15 protein-coding genes are annotated in these 19,071 nt (G+C 60.7%); 5 read left to right on the top strand and 10 right to left on the bottom strand.

Features of this window, described 5'->3' with window-relative positions:
- Positions 1 to 106: 106 nt before the first annotated feature.
- Positions 107 to 3,580 carry an indolepyruvate ferredoxin oxidoreductase family protein gene (locus C7411_RS26840; protein WP_110387043.1) on the bottom strand — a complete coding sequence of 1,158 codons (3,474 nt, stop codon included), beginning with the start codon at positions 3,578 to 3,580 and terminating at the stop codon, positions 107 to 109.
- A 157-nt stretch (positions 3,581 to 3,737) separates the two neighbouring features.
- On the opposite strand from C7411_RS26840, the gene C7411_RS26835 reads away from it, so the two are divergent.
- Positions 3,738 to 4,100, top strand: a complete 363-nt coding sequence (locus C7411_RS26835) for a LysR substrate-binding domain-containing protein (protein WP_110387042.1) — start codon at positions 3,738 to 3,740, stop codon at positions 4,098 to 4,100.
- Between the two features lie 141 nt (positions 4,101 to 4,241).
- Here the strand turns inward: C7411_RS26835 and C7411_RS26830 are convergent, their stop codons facing one another.
- The 6 genes from C7411_RS26830 to C7411_RS26805 all read right to left on the bottom strand — a co-directional run bounded on the left by C7411_RS26830 (position 4,242) and on the right by C7411_RS26805 (position 10,107).
- The gene (locus C7411_RS26830) at positions 4,242 to 4,961 is read right to left on the bottom strand and encodes an ABC transporter ATP-binding protein (protein ID WP_110387041.1); all 720 of its coding nucleotides are present in this window, start codon (positions 4,959 to 4,961) and stop codon (positions 4,242 to 4,244) included.
- Positions 4,958 to 5,749: an ABC transporter ATP-binding protein gene (locus C7411_RS26825; RefSeq protein WP_110387040.1), complete on the bottom strand. Its 792-nt coding sequence runs from the start codon at positions 5,747 to 5,749 to the stop codon at positions 4,958 to 4,960. The genes C7411_RS26830 and C7411_RS26825 overlap by 4 nt, the downstream gene beginning before the upstream one ends.
- Positions 5,749 to 6,633, bottom strand: a complete 885-nt coding sequence (locus C7411_RS26820; RefSeq protein WP_110387039.1) for a branched-chain amino acid ABC transporter permease — start codon at positions 6,631 to 6,633, stop codon at positions 5,749 to 5,751. The genes C7411_RS26825 and C7411_RS26820 overlap by 1 nt, the downstream gene beginning before the upstream one ends.
- A complete protein-coding gene (locus C7411_RS26815) occupies positions 6,626 to 7,519 on the bottom strand; it encodes a branched-chain amino acid ABC transporter permease (protein WP_110387038.1) in 894 nt (297 codons plus the stop codon). The genes C7411_RS26820 and C7411_RS26815 overlap by 8 nt, the downstream gene beginning before the upstream one ends.
- 45 nt (positions 7,520 to 7,564) lie before the next feature.
- Complete coding sequence (locus C7411_RS26810; protein ID WP_110387037.1) at positions 7,565 to 8,665, bottom strand: ABC transporter substrate-binding protein; 1,101 nt, start codon at positions 8,663 to 8,665, stop codon at positions 7,565 to 7,567.
- Between the two features lie 998 nt (positions 8,666 to 9,663).
- Complete coding sequence (locus C7411_RS26805) at positions 9,664 to 10,107, bottom strand: hypothetical protein (protein WP_110387036.1); 444 nt, start codon at positions 10,105 to 10,107, stop codon at positions 9,664 to 9,666.
- Positions 10,108 to 10,520: 413 nt separating this feature from the next.
- On the opposite strand from C7411_RS26805, the gene C7411_RS26800 reads away from it, so the two are divergent.
- Both C7411_RS26800 and C7411_RS26790 read left to right on the top strand, forming a co-directional pair.
- On the top strand, positions 10,521 to 11,219 hold the full coding sequence (locus tag C7411_RS26800; protein ID WP_110387035.1) for a glycine zipper 2TM domain-containing protein: 699 nt from the start codon (positions 10,521 to 10,523) through the stop codon (positions 11,217 to 11,219).
- Between the two features lie 591 nt (positions 11,220 to 11,810).
- Entirely contained in the window at positions 11,811 to 12,908 is a 1,098-nt protein-coding gene (locus C7411_RS26790; RefSeq protein WP_133253708.1) for an NHL repeat-containing protein, read from the top strand.
- A gap of 77 nt (positions 12,909 to 12,985) precedes the next feature.
- On the opposite strand, the gene C7411_RS26785 is transcribed toward C7411_RS26790, so the two are convergent.
- Together C7411_RS26785 and C7411_RS26780 are read right to left on the bottom strand one after the other, a co-directional pair.
- The gene (locus C7411_RS26785) at positions 12,986 to 14,245 is read right to left on the bottom strand and encodes an MFS transporter (RefSeq protein ID WP_221207130.1); all 1,260 of its coding nucleotides are present in this window, start codon (positions 14,243 to 14,245) and stop codon (positions 12,986 to 12,988) included.
- 106 nt (positions 14,246 to 14,351) lie between these two features.
- Positions 14,352 to 15,395, bottom strand: a complete 1,044-nt coding sequence (locus C7411_RS26780; protein WP_110387031.1) for an ABC transporter substrate-binding protein — start codon at positions 15,393 to 15,395, stop codon at positions 14,352 to 14,354.
- A 159-nt stretch (positions 15,396 to 15,554) separates the two neighbouring features.
- Here C7411_RS26780 and C7411_RS26775 point away from each other — a divergent pair, with 159 nt between their 5' ends.
- Both C7411_RS26775 and C7411_RS26770 read left to right on the top strand, forming a co-directional pair.
- A complete protein-coding gene (locus tag C7411_RS26775; RefSeq protein WP_110387030.1) occupies positions 15,555 to 16,220 on the top strand; it encodes a response regulator transcription factor in 666 nt (221 codons plus the stop codon).
- On the top strand, positions 16,207 to 17,634 hold the full coding sequence (locus C7411_RS26770; RefSeq protein ID WP_110387029.1) for a sensor histidine kinase: 1,428 nt from the start codon (positions 16,207 to 16,209) through the stop codon (positions 17,632 to 17,634). Before C7411_RS26775 ends, C7411_RS26770 begins: the two co-directional genes overlap by 14 nt.
- 49 nt (positions 17,635 to 17,683) lie before the next feature.
- On the opposite strand, the gene C7411_RS26765 is transcribed toward C7411_RS26770, so the two are convergent.
- Positions 17,684 to 18,874, bottom strand: coding sequence for a sugar transporter (locus C7411_RS26765; RefSeq protein ID WP_110387028.1), 1,191 nt, complete (start codon positions 18,872 to 18,874; stop codon positions 17,684 to 17,686).
- Positions 18,875 to 19,071: the final 197 nt, after the last annotated feature.

The raw sequence follows: 19,071 nt of genomic DNA, 5'->3' as shown, positions 1-19,071 counted from the left end.
GCAAGCCGGTTCCCTCGCAGCACACCGCCTGTTTCAAGGCTTCGATGACGGAATCGCATAACATGCCAGATTCCGTCATCGCCGCCAGTTGCGGTCTTCGCGCCTTTCAAGCGACCTGCCTGACTTCAATCACGGTGGGCTTCGACAGCTGAGCAACGGCGTTCGTCCATTCGACGTCCACGGACTTCAGGTTGCGCTCCTTGACGTGTCCATACCCACGGATCTTCTCCACCATGCCCGCTGCACGCACAGCGGTTTGATAATTGCGCGCGGTGCCATGACGGAGAATCTCGTCGACCGTTTGCTCGTAGCGATATATCAGGCCTCGCTCCAACCGACGCTCGACCGTATAGCCAAACACGTCGAATGCGGTTCCCCGCAGCACCTTCATCTTTGCGAGCATGCGGAACGCGGGCAAAATCCAGGCCCCATATTCCTTCTTGCGCGGCTCGCCGCTCAACTCGTCCTTGCGCGCGAAAAGGGGTGGGGCCAGATTGAATGCGATACGGAAGTCGCCCTCAAACTGCTGTTTGATGCTCTCGACGAACTCGGGCGAAGCGTGGAGCCTTGCTACCTCATACTCATCCTTATAGGCGAGGACCTTAAAATAGCCGCTTGCTACAGTACGGGTGACGGTCTCCTGACGCGGCATAACGGTGCGCTCCCAGTCGCGAACCTTGCCAACGAGCCTGCGGAAGCGTTCACCGTATGCGGCATTCTGATAGGCGGTCAGGAATTTGACCTTGCGTTCGATAAACTCGTCGAGCGATGACGAAATACGGACGGACTCGTTCACCGGCTTTGCCGCGGCGAGTACCCGCTCGGCCGAAGCGGGCGATTGAGCCGCACGGCGCCCCCACAGAAACGCTTCCTTGTTCATCTTGACGCCCGCGCCATTGAGCTCGATGGCGGCATTGATTGCCTCCGAGCCAATCGGGATGAGACCGCGCTGGTAGGCATAGCCAAGCATGAACATATTGCCCGCAATCGTGTCACCGAAGATGTTGAGGGCGTACTTCGTCGCATCGACAAACTCGACACGGTCCCTGCCGACGGCATCTGCGATGCCCTTGCGCAGTTCCGGCGCTGGGAACGTAAGGTCGGGGTGTCGCGTGAACTCACCCGTCATAACCTCATGCGTGTTGATGAGCATGCGCGTTGCGCCCTTTCGCGTCGCAGCGAGCGTCTTTCGGCTCGCGGCCACGACCATGTCGCAGCCCAGTACTGCATCGGCACCGCCAACAGCGATACGGATGGCCTTGATAGCGCTCGGGCTCTTGCCGAACCGCAGATGTGACCATACCGAGCCGCCCTTTTGAGCAAGACCGGCCATGTCAAGAATTCCGCAACCTTTGCCTTCAAGATGAGCCGCCATGCCGAGAATGGCTCCGATGGTCACAACTCCGGTGCCGCCAACACCCGTCACGATGATGGAATAGACCCCGTTCTCGACCGAGGGCAGTTCAGGTTCGACCAGTGCCGGGAACAACTCGATGTTCGGTCTGATGGTTCCAGCCTTTCGCAGACTCCCGCCGAGTACCGTGACAAAGCTCGGACAAAAGCCGTTGTTGCACGAAAAGTCCTTGTTGCATGCCGACTGGTCGATGGCGCGTTTGCGCCCATGCTCCGTCTCGAGCGGCACAAGCGAAACGCAGTTTGACTTCACGCCGCAGTCGCCACAGCCTTCACAGACGAGGTCGTTGATGACAAGGCGCTTCGCTGGGTCGGGAAACTGGTTGCGCTTGCGACGACGACGGTTTTCGGCCGCGCAAGTCTGGTCGTAAACCAGTACCGTGACCCCCGGAACGTCGCGAAGCTGCTCCTGAACCTTTTGCAACTCGGAGCGATGATGGATCGTAACGCCCCGTGCCCAGCCGGCATCTGCCGGGTACTTCGACGGGTCGTCCGAAACGACGGCGATGCGGCTAACGCCTTCAGAATGCACCTGCGTCGTGATGGTCATCGGACTAAGTTGACCATCGTGCCGTTGGCCACCGGTCATCGCCACGGCGTCGTTGTACAGAATCTTGAACGTGATGTTGGTCCTGGCAGCGACCGCCGCACGCACGGCTAGCAGGCCCGAATGAAAGTAGGTACCGTCGCCCATGTTCTGGAACATGTGCCCGCGCCTGGAGAAAGGCGCCTCGCCAACCCATGCCATCCCCTCGGCGCCCATTTGCGTGTAACCCATCGTGTTGCGGTCCATCGTCTGCGCCATCCAGCTGCAACCGATTCCGGCGTAGGCTTTGCTTCCTTCCGGGATGACCGTCGAGGAGTTATGCGGGCAGCCACTGCAGAAGTAGAAGCTGCGCAGCATCGCTTCGGGGGCAAATTCAACCTTGCCCAGTTCCATCAGCAACTCGAGACGTTCTGCGATGCCTTTGCCGTCTGCGTGCTGCACCAGACGCTGGCCCAACGCGATAGCAATCTGGAGTGAATTCAGCGACATCTCGACGGCGAAGAGCTTCTTGCCGCTCTCGTCATGCTTCCCGATGACCACTGGCGCGTGCGGCTCGCGATACAGAATGTCCTTAATCTGGGACTCAAGCAGACTCCGCTTCTCCTCAACGACCATGAGAAGGTCAAGCCCGGAAGCGAACGCCTGGATGCCCTGAGGCTCGAGTGGCCATGTGCACGCAACCTTGTAGATGGCTACACCCACGGACTCCAGGTCTGCTTCGGTGACGTTCAGGTCGTCGATAGCCTGCAAAAGGTCCAGATAGCTCTTGCCGTGCGTAACGATGCCGAGTCGCGCACCAGGTTTGCCCAGCGTGACCCGGTCGAGCCCGTTGACCCGAACGAAGGCGCGCACTGCATCAAGCTTGTAGTTGTGAAGCCGGAATTCCTGCTCCTGTGGCGTGTCAGGATGCCGGAGGTTGAGTCCGCCCGCAGGCATTTCCATGCTGGTGGGAAGTTGCGGTGTAACGCGGTCGAGGTCGACATCGATTGCCGCCGATGCATCGGCGGTGTCTTTCACACACTTGAGACCGACCCAGCATCCCGAGTACCGCGACATCGCCCAACCGTACAGACCGTAGTCAATAATTTCCTGCACGCCACTCGGGCTCAGGATGGGAATCGACGCGTCGACCAACGCAAATTCCGACTGATGGCAAGTGGTTGACGACTCGCACGTATGGTCATCGCCCATGAGCAAAAGCACGCCGCCTTGCTTCGAGCTCCCGGCAAGATTGGCGTGACGAAAGGCGTCGCCGCTTCGGTCGACGCCTGGACCTTTGCCATACCAAATGGAGAAAACGCCGTCGTACTTCCCTTCTCCGCCTACTTCGGCCTGCTGCGTGCCCCAAACTGCCGTGGCCGCCAGATCCTCATTGACACCCGGTACGAATACGACATTCGCCGCCTTGAGAAACTTGCTTGCCTTACCCAACTCGGCGTCGTAAGTGCCGAGAGGGGACCCTCGGTAGCCTGAAACGTAGCCGGCTGTATTCAGGCCGTTGGCCTTGTCACGCCGATGCTGCATCAATGGAAGGCGAACGAGCGCCTGCACACCGGTCAGGAAAATACGCCCGCTGTCGAGGGTGTACTTGTCGTCGAGAGTTACGGTTCGTAGCGTCATGGTCACTCCTTCGAAGCGGCATGTTCAGCGGGATGGGACATCCAGTCCCACAATTCGCTCCCACTGAACCAGCATTCCTGCCACCGTTTATTCTACACAAGTGTCGACAATCAAATATCAGTGTTGGCGTCCCTTTTTCATTGGAACGCTTGCCGTCATGGCAAACGCAGAGCACCCGCTTGCTGACGCACAGCCGGTATGTCTTGCCGACCTGGAGGATGCCCGCAGGGTCGTTTATCGCGCCAACATGCCGATTCGCCGCCTGCTCGAGCGCGAGTTCCACGAAGCCGGCCTCCGGCCGCCGCTGCATCTCGTCGAAACCACGTCGGCCTTCACGACGATGTCACGCTTGCAGAAAGACCCTCAATACGTTGCGATGTTGCCAGTCGCGGTTGTGGACTTCTGCACGAGTCAAGGTTGGGCCAGGAAACGCGCACTCCATGTTGCGTCCCGCAGCGAGCCGTACGAACTCGTGACGCGCCGTGGAGCGCCTCTATCTCCTGGCGCGGGTGCTGATTAGCGCATTGACGACTGAACGCCATGCCGGTCTGCCTTCATCTGCTGGCCAGGGCCTGTTCACATTCATAACGGGCTTGCGAGCGCACCTTGCCGGTCGCAGTGCAAGGAGCGCCAGCAGCATGCTCAACGCGGGAACGAATTATCAGTGTGGTCGACCTCCCAGGTAGAGACGACGCATCTCATCGCTTTCGAGCAGGTCGGAGGATTTTCCCTCCAGGGCGACCTGCCCCATCGAAAGAACATAGGTTCGGTCGGAAATGCGTAACGCCTCCGTGGCATTCTGTTCCACCATCAAGACGCCGATACGCTCGGTGTTACGTAGCTCGATGATTGCATCGAACACCTCGCCGAGCATTTTGGGCGACAATCCCGCCGAAGGCTCGTCAAGCAAAAGGAAGCGAGGCCTTGGCATCAATGCACGTGCGAGAGACAGAATCTGCCGTTCGCCACCTGACAAACTCGACGCCCGTGCCCGAAGTTTCCGTTTGAGCACCGCGTAAGCGTCGCACAAAGCGTCGAGCCTTTCCCTCCTGTCGTTTTCCCGCATGAACTGCCCGCCGAGCATGAGGTTTTCCCAGACGGACAACGCCCCGAACACATTGTCCGTCTGGGGCACGAAACCGATTTCGTGCTTTCTGACCTTTCCATGTACGGGTACCTGCCCGATGTCTGCATCGCCTAATGTAACCGTACCTCGCCGGGGCAGAAGAAACCCGGCGACCGTCTTCAGCAGCGTCGACTTACCGCAACCATTGGGGCCCAGGATGGTCACAATCTCCAGTTGACGCGCGTTGATAGAGATATCGCGAAGAATGTCGACTTCGCGCGTGTAGCCAGCGACGACGTTGTTGACCGATATCATGCGACTGCTCCCGCGACCTGGTATTGCCTGCCGGGCTTCTTGCCGAGGTAGGCCTCGACGACGCTCTCGTGGGTTTCAAGTTCCGAGGGAAGACAGTCAGCAACCGTCCTGCCCTTGTCGAGTACGATACAGCGGCTGCACGTTTCGGAAATGAAGTGCATATCGTGCTCGATGATGACCAGCGTAATACCCTGACTGTTTATTCGCTTTAGCGTAGTGACGAGTTCTGCGCGCAGGTTCGGGTGAACGCCAGCCATAGGCTCGTCGAGCAGCAACAGCAAGGGCTGTTCCATCATTGCGCAAGCAATGCCAAGGAGTTTCTTCTGCCCACCAGAAATGGACGCAGCGGGAAGATGTGCGACCTTTGTGAGCAGTAACTCTTCGAGAAGTTGACGCGCGCGTTCACGCGTCTCCTGCTCAAGTCGCCTTACTTTGGCGGACCGCCAAAGTGTGCTGAATAGACCGTGACTTCGCGTTGACGCAGCCATCACGACTTCTTCCACCGTCATTCGGCCTGGCATAGACGGCAACTGGAAAGTGCGTCGCACACTTTTTGCAGCAATCTGGTGCGCAGCCAGACCACTCACGCGCTCTCCACGGACCTCCACCGCACCGCGGTCTATGGAGCAGTATCCCGTTATAACGTTCAACACGGTACTCTTTCCGCAACCATTCGGCCCAAGCAGACCAACGATTTCGCCCTGGCGCACGTTGAAATTGAGGCCGGTCAATACGTGGTTCCCACCAAAGGCCTTATAGACGTCTTGCAGACGAAGTATCGTGCTCATCATGCGCTCCGAATTCTTTCGGGGACCAAGCCACCCGGGCGGGCCAGGAGGCACGCGAGCAAGATGACGCCGATTGCTCCGAGCCGAACCGCACCAGCGATGTCGCTACTGATGTCGAGGTAGTCTTTGACGAATGGGACGGCGCTGTAGATTGCTTCGACGAGTACTGCACCAAGTACGACTCCAAGGTTGTTGCCTAGCCCGCCAATCATGACCATCGTCCAGATGACGAAGGTCTCCGACGCCAGCATGTAGTCCGGCCCAACGAAGCTCATATAGTGAGCGAGCAGTGAACCGCCCACAGACGCAATTGCAGCACCCGTGACCGTAGCCTTCACCTTGAGCGGTACAAGCTGGTATCCAAGGCTGGTCGCCAATGCCGGTTCTTCACGCATCAAACGGATTGCCCGGCCGAACCGACCACGCGTGAGCCGCATACAAGCAAGAAACGCAATCACCACCATCGCCAGAGCAAGCGCAAAAAACGCAAGATCGCTCTCCACGCTCGCAGCGGTTCGGAAGAGTTCCGGGACTCCGCTGATTCCCTGTGCACCTCCTGTGAGCCAGGTCTCATTTAGCGCCACAGTTCTGATGAGCTCAGCGATCGCGAGAGTCGCAATCGCCCAGTAGTCCGATGCGAGATTCCGTCCTAGTCGTGCCATGGCGAAACCCACAAACAATGCGGCCACAACGCCGACCAAAATTCCGACGGGAGCGGGATATCCGAGCGATGCCGTGATGGCAGACGCATAGGCGCCCACTCCGGCGAACGCGATAAAGCCGAAATTCAGGAGCCCAGCAAATCCCGCCTGAAGGTTCAGCCCTAGCGCGAGAAGCGCGTAAATGCAACTGAGCGTCGCTACGTGCAAAAGAAAGCTATACACGGCGCACCTCCCGGTCAAAGATGCCGTATGGCTTGAACAGCAGTGCGATAAGGAGTATCAGGAACGACGCAGCGCCAATATAGGTAATCGGAACATAGACATCAGACGTCCCGAACAGCCAGCCGAAGTCCAGGTTCGTGACGAGTGTTTCCGCGATTGATATCAGCAGCGCGCCAGCTGCTGCACCAAGTGGATTTCCCAGTCCGCCAAGAATCGCTGCGGCGAAGACGGGCAGTAGCAGATTCGTGCCAAGTCCAACGTGGACTGTCTCGGTCAGACCGAGCATGGTTCCGCCAAGCGCAGCAAGCGCTCCGCTAAGGAAGGTAATCCCGTTCACCACTCGAGTACCGTCAACGCCAGTCGCGGCGGCGAGAGCCGGATTCGAAGACATCGCGCGCATTGAACGTCCAACGCCTGTCTTGAAGAGCAACACGGCCAACAGCGCTACGCAGCCAAAACCACATCCAATCGACACAAGCTGGTCAATCGAGATGGTTGTCGACCCCAGTGAGATGGGGCGGGGAAGCCCCGACGAGTAGCGGAACGGGCGAGACCCAGCGACGCCCAGGACGACCGCAATGATAATCATCGAGATGGCAAGCGAGCCAATCATCGCGATTGAACTGCCTGAGCGGAGTAACCGCTTGAATACCAGCACGTTAAGCAACACGGCAAGCATGCCCATCCCAACGCAGGAGCCGAATAGTGCGAGCGGAAGCGGCATGCCCACGCGAGTCAGCCCAAGCGTACCGAACGCGCCTAGCATGGCGTACTGCACATGTGCGATGTTGGGGAACTTGACCAGCGAGTACACGACGCTGAGCCCCACAGCAACCAGCATGATGTCCGACGTGCGTATCAGGGCGTCGACGATAAATTGCAGCATGGAACTCTCCAAGGGCTTCCGCGCTGCGAGGCAGCGCGGCGAAGCTTATCGGGAAACGACCTTGCTATCGAACTTCACCTTGTCGTATGGCTGCTCCTTGCGCTGACCGCCATCATCAAACGCTACCGTCCCCGTAGCGCCGCTGTAAGGTGGCATCGCCCTCATCGCAGCGCGGATTTTGGCGGGGTCGGCACTGCCCGCCTTATTGATGGCGGCCGCAGCGACCATTACGCCGTCGTACGCATAGCTACCGAAAGAGGACTTGGGCGCCTCCTTGTACTTCGCCCGATACGCCAGCTCGTACGCCTTGCCGCCATCGCCAATCGACGCGACTTCCAGACCTTCCTGCCCCTGTGCAGCTTGCGGCGCGGTATCGCTCGTGCACATCGTCAAATAGATGCCGTACCACTTCTGCTTGTTCAGCCCGAGTTCGTAGGCCTCGCGATTGATAGTTGCCGCCTCCTGCCCATAAGCGCTGTACACATAAGCCTGAGGCGACGACCGGGACATCTGCTGCAACTCGCGACGGTAGGTCGATTGCCCCTCGCTGTAGAGCACCACGGAGGACACCTTGCCTCCGAGCGATTCGAAGCGCTTCTTGAATTCGTTCGCAACCCCTTGTCCATACGAATTGTTAGGCGCGATGAACGCAACGTCCTTCAGGTTTTGCCCAAAAACATCTCCCGCCGCGAAACGCGCCGACAGGTCGTCCAGTCCGATAACGCTAAACGAGCCGCTCCCAATCTTGCGAATCTGCGGACTGGACGAGCCGATGTTGATATGAACGTCACCCTGCTGGACCACGTATTCCCCGACGGGAATCGTAATTCCTGACGAGAACTCGCCGAGCACCACTGGAACCTTGTTGACCGACACCAACTTGCGAGCAGAACTCAACGCTGTTGCCGCAGCACCGCCTGAATCCTCAACGATAACTTGCAGCTTTTTCCCGAGCACACCGTTGTGCGCATTGATCTGTTCGACGGCAAGCTCAATCCCCCGCCGCTGGTCATCGCCGACCGAAGCACTCGCTCCCGTCAAGGGCAGCACTGCGCCAAGCGACACAGTCTGCGCGAGCGCCCCGCCCGCCATGGAAAATAACGCACACGCGGCAACGCCGATGGACAAATCTTTCGCAAACTTCATGGTGCCACCCCTTTAGTCGATGAGGATGTTAGACTACACAAGTGTCGACACTATATTGCAAAAAAAATGGCGTCAATAACAGCATCGACACCTGGAAACAACATCGCGGCGAACCCGAAATCTACGCACACTCCGCGTTCAGAAAGCCATGAACTTTCGTTCCCGCCCGACTCGAACGCCGCTTCTCGCTGCTAGCGACTCGTGAAAGCAATCGCGCTTTCGCCACTCAAAGTGAAATCAGACTAGCGGATTGTCTACACTTTTGTATTCTAGTTTTCCCCAGTTTCTCTCGGCTTACTTCAACCAACGTTTGTGTCACTCCGGAGTACGGCACGGCTTCCCCACGGACGCAAGCGTCGCTTGACCTCCGACATGAGGCCCCCTCGCGAGGCCGTTGAGCCGTAGGGCAATAAACTCCGCCTGGCCGCTGCGCGCTTGCTCAGAAATTCTTCAACGAGTGAGCTAGCGAATGTCGCTCACCAACATGAAAAGCAACGCCGCCGTCACTCTCGCCGTATCAACCTGGCGGGCTTCCGCATTTCGGACTCTGCCTTCACTTTCAACCATCGCGCCGCTGCAAAGGTATGCGGTTGAAGAGGCCGCGGCTCATGGGCGAACTCTCAGAGTCACCTGAACCGGACGAGTAAAATTGGCCACACATCTGTCTACACTTTTACTCGAAAAAAAATGAATGTCAACACTGGCAATTCCTGGAACGCGCGCGGAGAGCGCCATAGCGCCCTGTGGTCCGAACAGGGTGTCACCGCGCCTCGCTCCTGGATGCTGCTTGAGGCTAACGGGCTAAGTGAAGGCTCGGTCAGTGGTCGACCAGCAACGAGGCCAAACGCCATTTAATCGCCGCGTTCGCCGACGAACCGCGCCATGTTGCACTGCTTGTCGTGCTCTACCAGCAGACTTATGCGCCGATGCCGCTGGGGCCGATCCCGGCCTCAGCGGATTGTGGCCATGGCACTGTCATGTGAAAGGCCAGGCGCCTTTTACCCCTCGCGCCCTAACGCTTGAATGCTCTCCATGCAGGACTGGAACCCGCGGTTGTCGTCCAGCTTCATCTGCTTGAGGTCCGCCAAAACTGCCTCGAATCGTTCTTTCCGACTGTCCCTCTTGATGTCAGCGATTTTCTCACGCATCTTCGAGAACTCCTTGAACGCTTCGTCCTCTGGAGGAGCCCTCTTGATGATTGCATCAACAGCGTCCTCGATGCGACCCAATTGCTGTCCATAGCTGACTTCGCTCACAATCGCCCGCTCGGCCGACGGATTCCTGGAATTCTTCTCATTGATGACAAACCCGTTAAACGTCCAGGGATTGATAGATTGCTGAAGGTGCCTGGGCGCGTAGCAAAAGGAATCAGCAACCTCCTTCATCCAAACAAGGAAAAACATAGGCCAGGCGGCTCCGTTCTCCGGCTTCATTGCAGTCATAAAACCTCCTGGGTCGTTGCAGAACCGAACATGTGTGCTTGCGAGCCGACGCGGTCCTCGGCCCGTAAGGAACCATAAGAGGCAGAGGCAGGTTTTCACGCCTGCTGCAGGCTTCGGCTATTTGAATCGGCTGAATAACCGGAAACCGTTCGGTACCGCACATTCAACTGGCGCCATTGGAATGCATTCACGCTTCCACGTTGAACGTAAACCAACGTTCCGGCGCCGTAACGCGACCTTAAAATACTCAGTCTGACCCGCGGCGTCCTTGACTCTTTAACGGTCCCTCCTCAAAGATACTTTCCCTTCGCCTCGCCGTAGAGCACTACAACTGCTTACAAAACTCACAATCCTCCGGTGCACCGCTATGTCGACTGCGGCGTTCTTGCTGACACACATCAACGGAGCGCGACATGAGCACCAACCTGACTTCCAGTTCATCCCCGCGTAGTCGCATTCACCCTTTGGTGGCGGGCGCAGCCGTGGCCGTCATCCTCGCGAGCGCCACGGGTATCGCGGCAATGACAGGCGTGCTTCCCACGTCCCGAGCCGTGACAGTTCCCCCGACGCAAGCTGCACCAGTCGCCGCACAAATTGCCAGCGCACCGGCCGCTTCGCCGCAACCGAACGTGGAGCAGCGCGTGACGCGGGAGGAAGCACCCGCCCAGCCGCGTGTCCGTCATCCTCATAGCGTGTCTGCCGGGCAGCCCCCGAGATATGCGAACAGCGGCGACGCATATCAATCGTCGGCACAACCCGCTCGGGGACCAGTCGCCGTTGACCCGAACGCCGGCGAAGTCGTTGCCGTCAATACGGTCCAGGAACCCGAGCCGACAACGGGTCTCGGAGCCGTAGGCGGGGCAGTCGCAGGTGGCCTGTTGGGAAATCAGATCGGCGGTGGGCGCGGTCGCGTTCTGGCAACGATTGCCGGCGCCGTTGGGGGTGGCCTTGCGGGCAACGGCATTGAGCATGCTGTACGCAAGGCGACGAGCTACCAGGTGCAGGTCAGGATGCAGGACGGTAGCTACCGAAATTTTAACTATTCGTCACAGCCGCCGGTCCAGGTCGGCGAGCGCGTTCATGTATCGGGCGACTCCCTGAGCGCGTCGTAATCAGCCTCCAAAACACGCGGGCCTTTAGCCGTTCTGTCAAAGAGGTACTAAGCTCCGGATACGGGTCGCACGCCCTGGTCTTTGACTGGGGCGTTTCCATGTTCGCGGAGAGATCTTCTTCAGGAGCCAGGCATGGCGGGAACCGAACAGACCGACAACGTTGCGCACGCTCCGAAGATGCAAGCGGTAGACGTGGTGCCTTTGAAAGCGCATTCATCTCCGCTCTCCATCATTTGATGGAGGCAAATCGCAATCCAGCACAATATAGTTGACGTGCGGCGGCAATGACTGCCGCCCCTCCTTTGCGGTAGTCGGAAACCCTCTCGCCGATACCCATACATCAATTGATCTTGGCCAAACGATAACCTGGCCTGCTTCGCGCGGTCGCTCGCCACGCCACCGACCGCGAATCAGCTTGATAACAAGAAACACACTGATTTCAGCGTTTACGTGAACAGCCGCCCGCATCCATCGGCGAGCCGCAGCCTTTCTGTCGTCCGGTCTCTTCGCTTAGGCCGTACCGCACCTACGGTCCGCGCGTACGCAGCACCACGCTAGATTCTCAGTAAGACTTGAACACGGAGAAGTCCCATGGTTACGCCAACTTCCATCTTCACGCGTTGGAGCTTGCCTTGCCGAAAGCCCTCGCCGATGCCTCTCCGCCGCTTTCGCTCTAGCCTGGTTTCAATACTGTTCAGCGTGGCGGCGATTTCGGTCAACCTATCCGCGCGTGCCCAAGAGCTATTTATCGGAGATGCCGGCAACAGCACCATCCAGGAGTTCAATGGTTCGAGTGGCGCATACCGTGGCACCTTTGTGACGTCAGGAAGTTCCGGGCTTAGCGGACCCGCCGGCATGATTTATACGGATGGCGAACTCGTGGTCGTCAACCAGAACGTGAACCTTCCGCTTTCCGGTGAGATTTTCCGGTTCGACGGAAAAACCGGAATGTTTCTTGGAAAACTCGTCTCGGCAAGTGACGTCAACGCCCCTTACGCGCCTCGCGGCATCGTGCGCGGAGGGCCGGACAACGTCTTCTATGTCGCCGATGTCGGCAGCGACTGCTCGAGCCAGGGCGACATCAAGCTATACAACGACGCAGGAGCATTTCTCGGCAATCTCGACCGGTCCAAATTTACTGGCGGGTTTTTCCCACGTGGCCTGGTGTTCGGACCAGACGGTCTCCTGTACGTTTCCGTATTTGGATGCCCCTACGCGGACAGCCCGAATAGACTTGTCGGCTACGTTTTGCGATTCAATGCAACTACGAAAGCTTTCGTTGATGTGTTCGCATCCAATCAATCGATTCCTGACTTGCATCGTCCAGAAGGACTGGTCTTTGACAAGGAAGGCAATCTTTGGGTTACGGGCTTCCGCGCGACTACCAGCGACAGCGACAAGGTTCTGAAACTTAACGGCAAAACCGGTGCTCTTCTCGATGAACTCGTGCTGTCCACGCCGCCCGCACCGCGAGCCTATGCGCAGGCAATCATCTTCGGGCCCGGGAACAGGCTGTACGTCCCGATTATGGGTGGAGATGCAACGACGGCGGGGGAACTGCGCCGCTGCAACGTCAAGACGAAAGTCTGTGACGTTGTGGCGCCGGCCGGTAATCCGCTTCAGGGTCCCTTCTACTTGATCTTCAAGAATTCCAATCCCGCAATGCTTGGCTATGGAGGGAGTGACTAGCTCAATGACACTATGGAACGAATCACCCGTTCCAGCGAAAAGTCCCAGGATTGCTGCCCGATTGCATAAAGCCAGGCTCACGCCGGCACACCCTCCATGGCGCGCCCGGAACGTCCCCACGCCACCACGACGCCGAGACCGAGCACCGCGAGACACACGATCGGCACGATCATCGGCCCGAACGCGGTGCCCGTGAGCTTGCCCGCGAGCGGCATGAGGTTCTGGCCGAAGAAGCCGCCGAGATTGCCGATCGAGTTGATCGCCGCGACGCTCGCCGCCGCCCGCGCGCCGGTGAAGTAGCGCGGCGGCATCGACCAGAAGCACGGGTACAGCAACGGGATGCACGCGCCGCCGAACACGAGCGCAACAAAACGCAGCGGCGTGGAAGGCAGCAGCAGACTCAGCAGGAAGCCCAGCGTGCCGAGCGCCGCGACGATCGCCATCGCACGCAAAATGCTTTTCGCGCGGCGCAGCTTCGAAGGCAGCCACAGCAGCAGCAGCACCGCCAGCGCCCACGGCAGCATGCTCAGCAGCCCGTTCACGCTGCTGGACACGCCAAACGACTTCACGAGCGTGGGCAGCCAGTAGGTTACACCGTAGAGCGACGTCGACATCAGCATATAGGTCGCCGCGAACAGCATCACGCGCGGATCGAGGAGCGCCTTCCAGGGCTGTGCGTGTTCGGCGTGCGCGGGCTTCTCGCGCTCGTGCGCGGCAGCCACGATCTGCTTTTCGCTCGCGCTCAGAAAGCGCGCTTCCTGGTACGACGCCGGCAGCAGCCTGAACACGGCGATGCCGACCAGCACGGCGGGCAGGCCCGTGGCGATGAACACCCACTGCCAGCCGGCGAGGCCCCATACGCCATTGAGGCTCAGCAGCCAGCCGCCCACGAGCGAGCCCAGCATGTTCGCAAGCGCGCTGCCCAGCGTGAAGATGCCGAGCACGCGCGCGCGGTAGCTTTGCGGAAACCACAGCGTGAGGTAGTAAATGACGCCCGGATAGAAGCCGGCTTCGGCCACTCCCAGCGCAAGGCGCAGGCCGCAGAACACCTGCATCGAGGTGGTGAAGCCCATCAGCACCGTAATCACGCCCCAGGTGAGCATGATGCGCGCGAGCCACACGCGCGCGCCGAAGCGATGCAGCGCAAGCGTGCTAGGCACTTCGAACAGCAGATAGCCGATGAAGAACAGCGAGGAAGCCAGACCGAACGCCGTTTCGGTCATGTTGAGGCTGTGCACCATCTGCAGTTTCGCGAAGCCGACGTTTTGCCTGTCGATGAACGAGATCAGAAACATCACGACGAGGATCGGCATGAGACGGCGCGCGATCTTCGACATGACATGCCGTTCTTCGGCGGACTGACGATCGACGGTTGAGTTTGTATTCACCAGGTTCTCCTACGTTTATTTGTATGTTGCCCATGCATGTACCTGCCTGCACGCACTATGGGTGAAAATCCGCGAGCATCGCCACGAACATGTCGGTCCATGTGCGCGGCTTCGCCTTGATCGTGCCCACCATGTACAGAAAGTCCACGTACTCCATCAACTGCTCGGGCCAGACCGAAAAGCGCGACTCCGGCGCGCGGAGCGTTTGCACCACATGCTCGCGCGACGCGCCGAAGCCCGACGAATCGACATAGATCTGCGCCGCGGCCGCTTTGTCCTGCGCGATCATCCGGTTCGCCTCGTCGAGCGCGTGAAGGAATGCTTTTGCCAGCGCCGGCTCGGTGTCGACGAGGCGCCTGGGCGCGAACACCACGTCGAGCGTGAGCGGCCCGAGCACGTCGACCGAATTGACCACGCGGTGGATGCCCGGCTGCTGCAATTCGAGCGTCGAAAATGGCGGCGACGCGAAATGCGCGGTGATGCCGCCCTCGCGCCGGATCAGCGACTGCATGGCCTGCGGATGCGGCAGGCCGACGGTGATCGAATCGAGCTGCGCGAAGTGCTGCGCTCCGAGCAGCTTGCTCGCCACCATCTGCAGCACCACGGCCGAAAGCGACGTGCGAATGCCCGGCACCGCAATCCGGTCGGCGCTCGTGAAATCGCGCAGCGTCGCAATCTCCGGCCGGTTCGTGTTGAGCGAGAGCGCCGTGGCCGAAAGACCGCTGACGCCGATTACCTCGACGTTCGGTATGCCGCGCGCCCGCGCCCACAGCTCGATGAAGCCGGGCGCGCCCACCGCGGCGAAGTCGAGCGTACCGGCCATCATGGCGTCGTCGACCGAATTGCCGCCGTCGAGCCTGACCCACTCCACGCTCACGTCCGCGAGCCCCTGGCGGGCCGCATGGCGCTCGAAGAGCCGCGCCTTTTCCATCACGAGCAGCGGCAGATACAGCAGGCCATAGCCCTTCGAAATGCGCACCGTGCGCGGCGTGGCCCGGACCCACGCAGGCGCGAGCGCCGCGGCAACAGCGGCCGCGCCCAGGCCCGCCGCAACGAGCGCGCGCCGCCGCGTTGAAGCCCGCGGCGACTTCACGCGCATCTTGCCGTCTCCGTTGGTTCGTGTCGTAATCACGTCTCTGCACCTTCCATGGTTCGCGAGATTACCGGGCGAGTCTGAGAAAATGCTGAGAAACACGCAGCGTCAACCTCGGGGAAAACCCGCAATCGCACCCATGAAGATTTTGGCAGGAACGGCACCATGCGCATTCTGGTGGTAGAGGACGACGCGGAAATCGGCGCGGCTGTCCGCAGCCGCCTCGCGCGCCTCGGTCACGCGGTGGACCTCGAAGCGAACGGCGCCACGGCGAACGGCCTGCTAGGCGTGGAGCGCTTCGATCTGGTCGTGCTCGACGTGATGCTGCCTGCCATGGACGGCTTCGAGATTCTGCGCCATCTGCGCGCGGCGGGCTCGACCACGCCGGTGCTGCTCCTCACCGCACGCTCGGCCATCGACGATCGCGTGAGCGGCCTTGGCCTCGGTGCCGACGACTACCTCGTCAAGCCGTTCGACTACCGCGAACTCGAAGCGCGCGTGCAGGCGCTCCTGCGCCGCAACAGCGGGCACGCGAACGACGTGGTGAGGCTGGGCGGTCTCGCCATCGACCGCAGCAGCCGGCTCGCCGAACTCGACGGCAAACCGCTTTCGCTCTCCCGCCAGGAATTCGCGCTGCTCGAAATCCTCGCCAGCCGTCCGCAGCGTATCTTCCCGAAGGAAGAGCTGCTGAATCAGTTGTTCAGCTACGGCAACGAACCGAGCGCGAACGCCGTCGAACAATATGTCACGCGCGTGCGCAAAAAGCTGCAGGGCAGTTCAGTCGAAATCCGCACGGCGCGCGGCATGGGATATCAAATTGCCGCGCTTTGACTGGTTCCCGAAAACGCTGCTCGGCCGCACGCTGCTCTTCATTGCGCTCGTCGTGGCGTCGGGTGCGGCGGCGCTCGCAGGCATCGCGCGCTATTACGCGGGCGTCGCATCCGAGCGCGCCTACGATCAGCTGCTTGCGGGCGCAACCATCCAGGTCGCCGAAAACCTCTACGTGCAGGGCGGCGTGCTCGCGCTCAATCCGCCGGTGGCCGCGCTCTCCACGCTCTCGCGATATGACGTCGTCTACTACAAGGTGGTCGACGCGCGCGGCCTCGTCGTCGCGGGCTATGGCGACCTTCCCGGTCCGGCCAATACGTTGAGCGCGATGCGCGCGCGCCAGGGTCCGACTTTCGCGAACGCCCGCTATCAGGGCGAGCGCGTGCGCACGGCGACCATCGGGCGCTACATGCCGGACGCGCGGCCGCCCGGCTGGGCCCTCGTCACGGTTGCGCAGACCACGCACGCGCGCCAGCAGCTCACGAACGACATGAGCATCAAGGTCTGGACGCTCATTTTGCTGATGAGCGTGCTCGCCATCGGCGCGAGCGGACTTGCGATCCGGCGCGGCCTGCGTCCGCTCGCGCAGATCGAGAGAATCATCGCCGCGCGCGACCCGGCCGACCTGCGGCCCGTGGCGCACGACACGCCGAGCGAAATCAATGCGCTGATCGGCGCCATCAACGGGCTGATCGGGCGCCTGGCCGAACGCATGACGGCCATGCAGCGTTTCATCGCCGACGCCGCGCATCAGATGCGCACGCCGATTGCGCGGCTCGACGCACAGATCGAGTTGCTCAGCACCGAGTCCGATCCCGTGCGTCACGCCGCTCGGCTCGAAGCGTTGCGGGCCACCTGCTCGGACGTGGGCCGGCTCACCGGCCAGTTGCTCAATCACGCGATGGTGATCCATCGCACCGAAGTGGTGCCGCTGCAGCGCGTGGAACTCGCGAAGCTCGCGAGAGAAGTGCTCGGCCGCACCATTCCGCTCGCCGACGAACGCGACGTGAAAGTGGCGTTCGAAAGCAGCGCGCCGCAGGTCTGGATCGCGGGCGACCCCGTGAGCCTGCAGGAAGCGCTGTCGAACGTGCTGCACAACGCGCTGCTGCACGGCAAGGCGGACGATATCGTCGTCACCGTGAACGCCTCGCATGAGGCCGTCACGCTGACCGTGACCGACAACGGACGAGGCATTGCACGCGAACACTGGGACGCCGCGCTGCGTCCGTTCGAGCGCATCGGCCAGCAAGGCGCGGAGCGCACGACGGGCTCGGGCCTTGGGCTCGCCATCGTGCAGGCGGTGATGAAGGCGCACGGCGGGCGCGTGAACTTTGCGTTTCCCGCCGGCGGCGGGTTTGCCGTGGTGCTGACGTTCCCTCCCCCTGAAGCCGGTACGCCTCCCGCTACGCCAATGTGAACACGACGCGAAAGGGCCGAAGCCCGAGTCCGGCGGCGCGCGCAGTCCATCAATGCTCAGCAGGATGCACCCGCGCGTACATGCGCAATGCGAACCAGCACACGCCAGCCGCGAGCCCCCCGACCACGCCGCCGAAGCTGCCGACCCACGACACGCCAAAGCCGCTGGCAATATGGTTGCCAAGCAGCGCACCCGCGCCGATCCCCACGTTATAGAGGCCGGAATAGATCGAGACCGCGAGGTCCGCGGCTTCGGGCGCGAGCTTGAGCACCCATGCCTGCATGGCAAGGCCAAAGGAAACGATCGCGCCGCCCCACACCAGCGTGTGAACCGACAACGTGACAATGGAGAGCGCGGCGGGAAACAGCACGAGCAGGCACACGCACACGGCAACCACAGCCGCTTGCAGGAATTGCGCCGGGTCGCGCGGGTAAACACGATTGAAGAACACGGCCGCGGGAATGCCGGCACTGCCGAACAGGATCAGGATATAGGTGATGCGTTGACTGCTTTCGTGGCCGACGGTGTGAATGAAGGGTTCGATATATGTATACGACGTGAAGTGCGCCGTAACGACGAGTATCGTGAGCAGATAAAGCGAGGCCAGCATCGGCTTTCTGAACAGCACGGGCACGCTGCTGAACGAGCCCGTTTGCTGGCTCGGCAATACGGGCAGCATCACGCGCAGCATGAGCAGCGCAAACGCCGCCGCGCCCGCGATGACGAAGAAGGTCTGCCGCCAGCCGAGCGTCTCGCCAATCACGCGCCCAAGCGGAATGCCCGCCACCATGGCGATCGAGGTGCCCATGCCGAGCATGGCGAGCGCCCGGCTCTTGTTGCCGGGCGGCGCGAGCCTCACCACCAGAGAAACGGAAATCGACCAGAAGACGGCGTGTGCAAAGGCAATGCCGATCCGGCCCACCATCAGCACCGTAAAGTTCCATGCCACGCCGGTCACGATATGGCTGACCACGAAGAGCGCGAATATCCAGGTCAGCAGCTTGCGGCGTTCGACGTTGCGCGTCAGCAGCATCAGGGGCAGCGACGCCACGGCCACCGTCCACGCGTAAATCGTCAGCATGAGGCCGACGTCGGTCGGCTTCATGTGCAGGCTGTCGCCAATGGCGCTCAGCAGCGCAACGGGCACGAATTCGGTCGTGTTGAAGATGAAGGCAGAGAGCGCCAATACGAGCACACCCCACCAGGCGTGCCCGGAAGAGTCCGGTTCAGGCGTCGACATACGAGAGAGGCGGGAATCGGCAAAGGCCGATTATCGCGTATCGCGCCGTATGCGATACCTGAACCGTGCAGCGCCTCTTCTGGCCCCCGCCGCGAGCAGCGCGGCGCTGACGAAATAGAGCCCTCGCGAATAGCCGCCGCTCAGGCCGTACACCTTCGAGTCATCGCTCAGGCGTTCTCTCTATACTGACCCGCGTG

The organism is Paraburkholderia silvatlantica, assembly GCF_003096715.1.
In the GTDB taxonomy this organism is placed as follows: domain Bacteria; phylum Pseudomonadota; class Gammaproteobacteria; order Burkholderiales; family Burkholderiaceae; genus Paraburkholderia; species Paraburkholderia silvatlantica.
The sequence above is the reverse complement of the archived record's forward strand: the minus strand, read 5'-3'. Positions and strand labels throughout refer to the sequence as shown.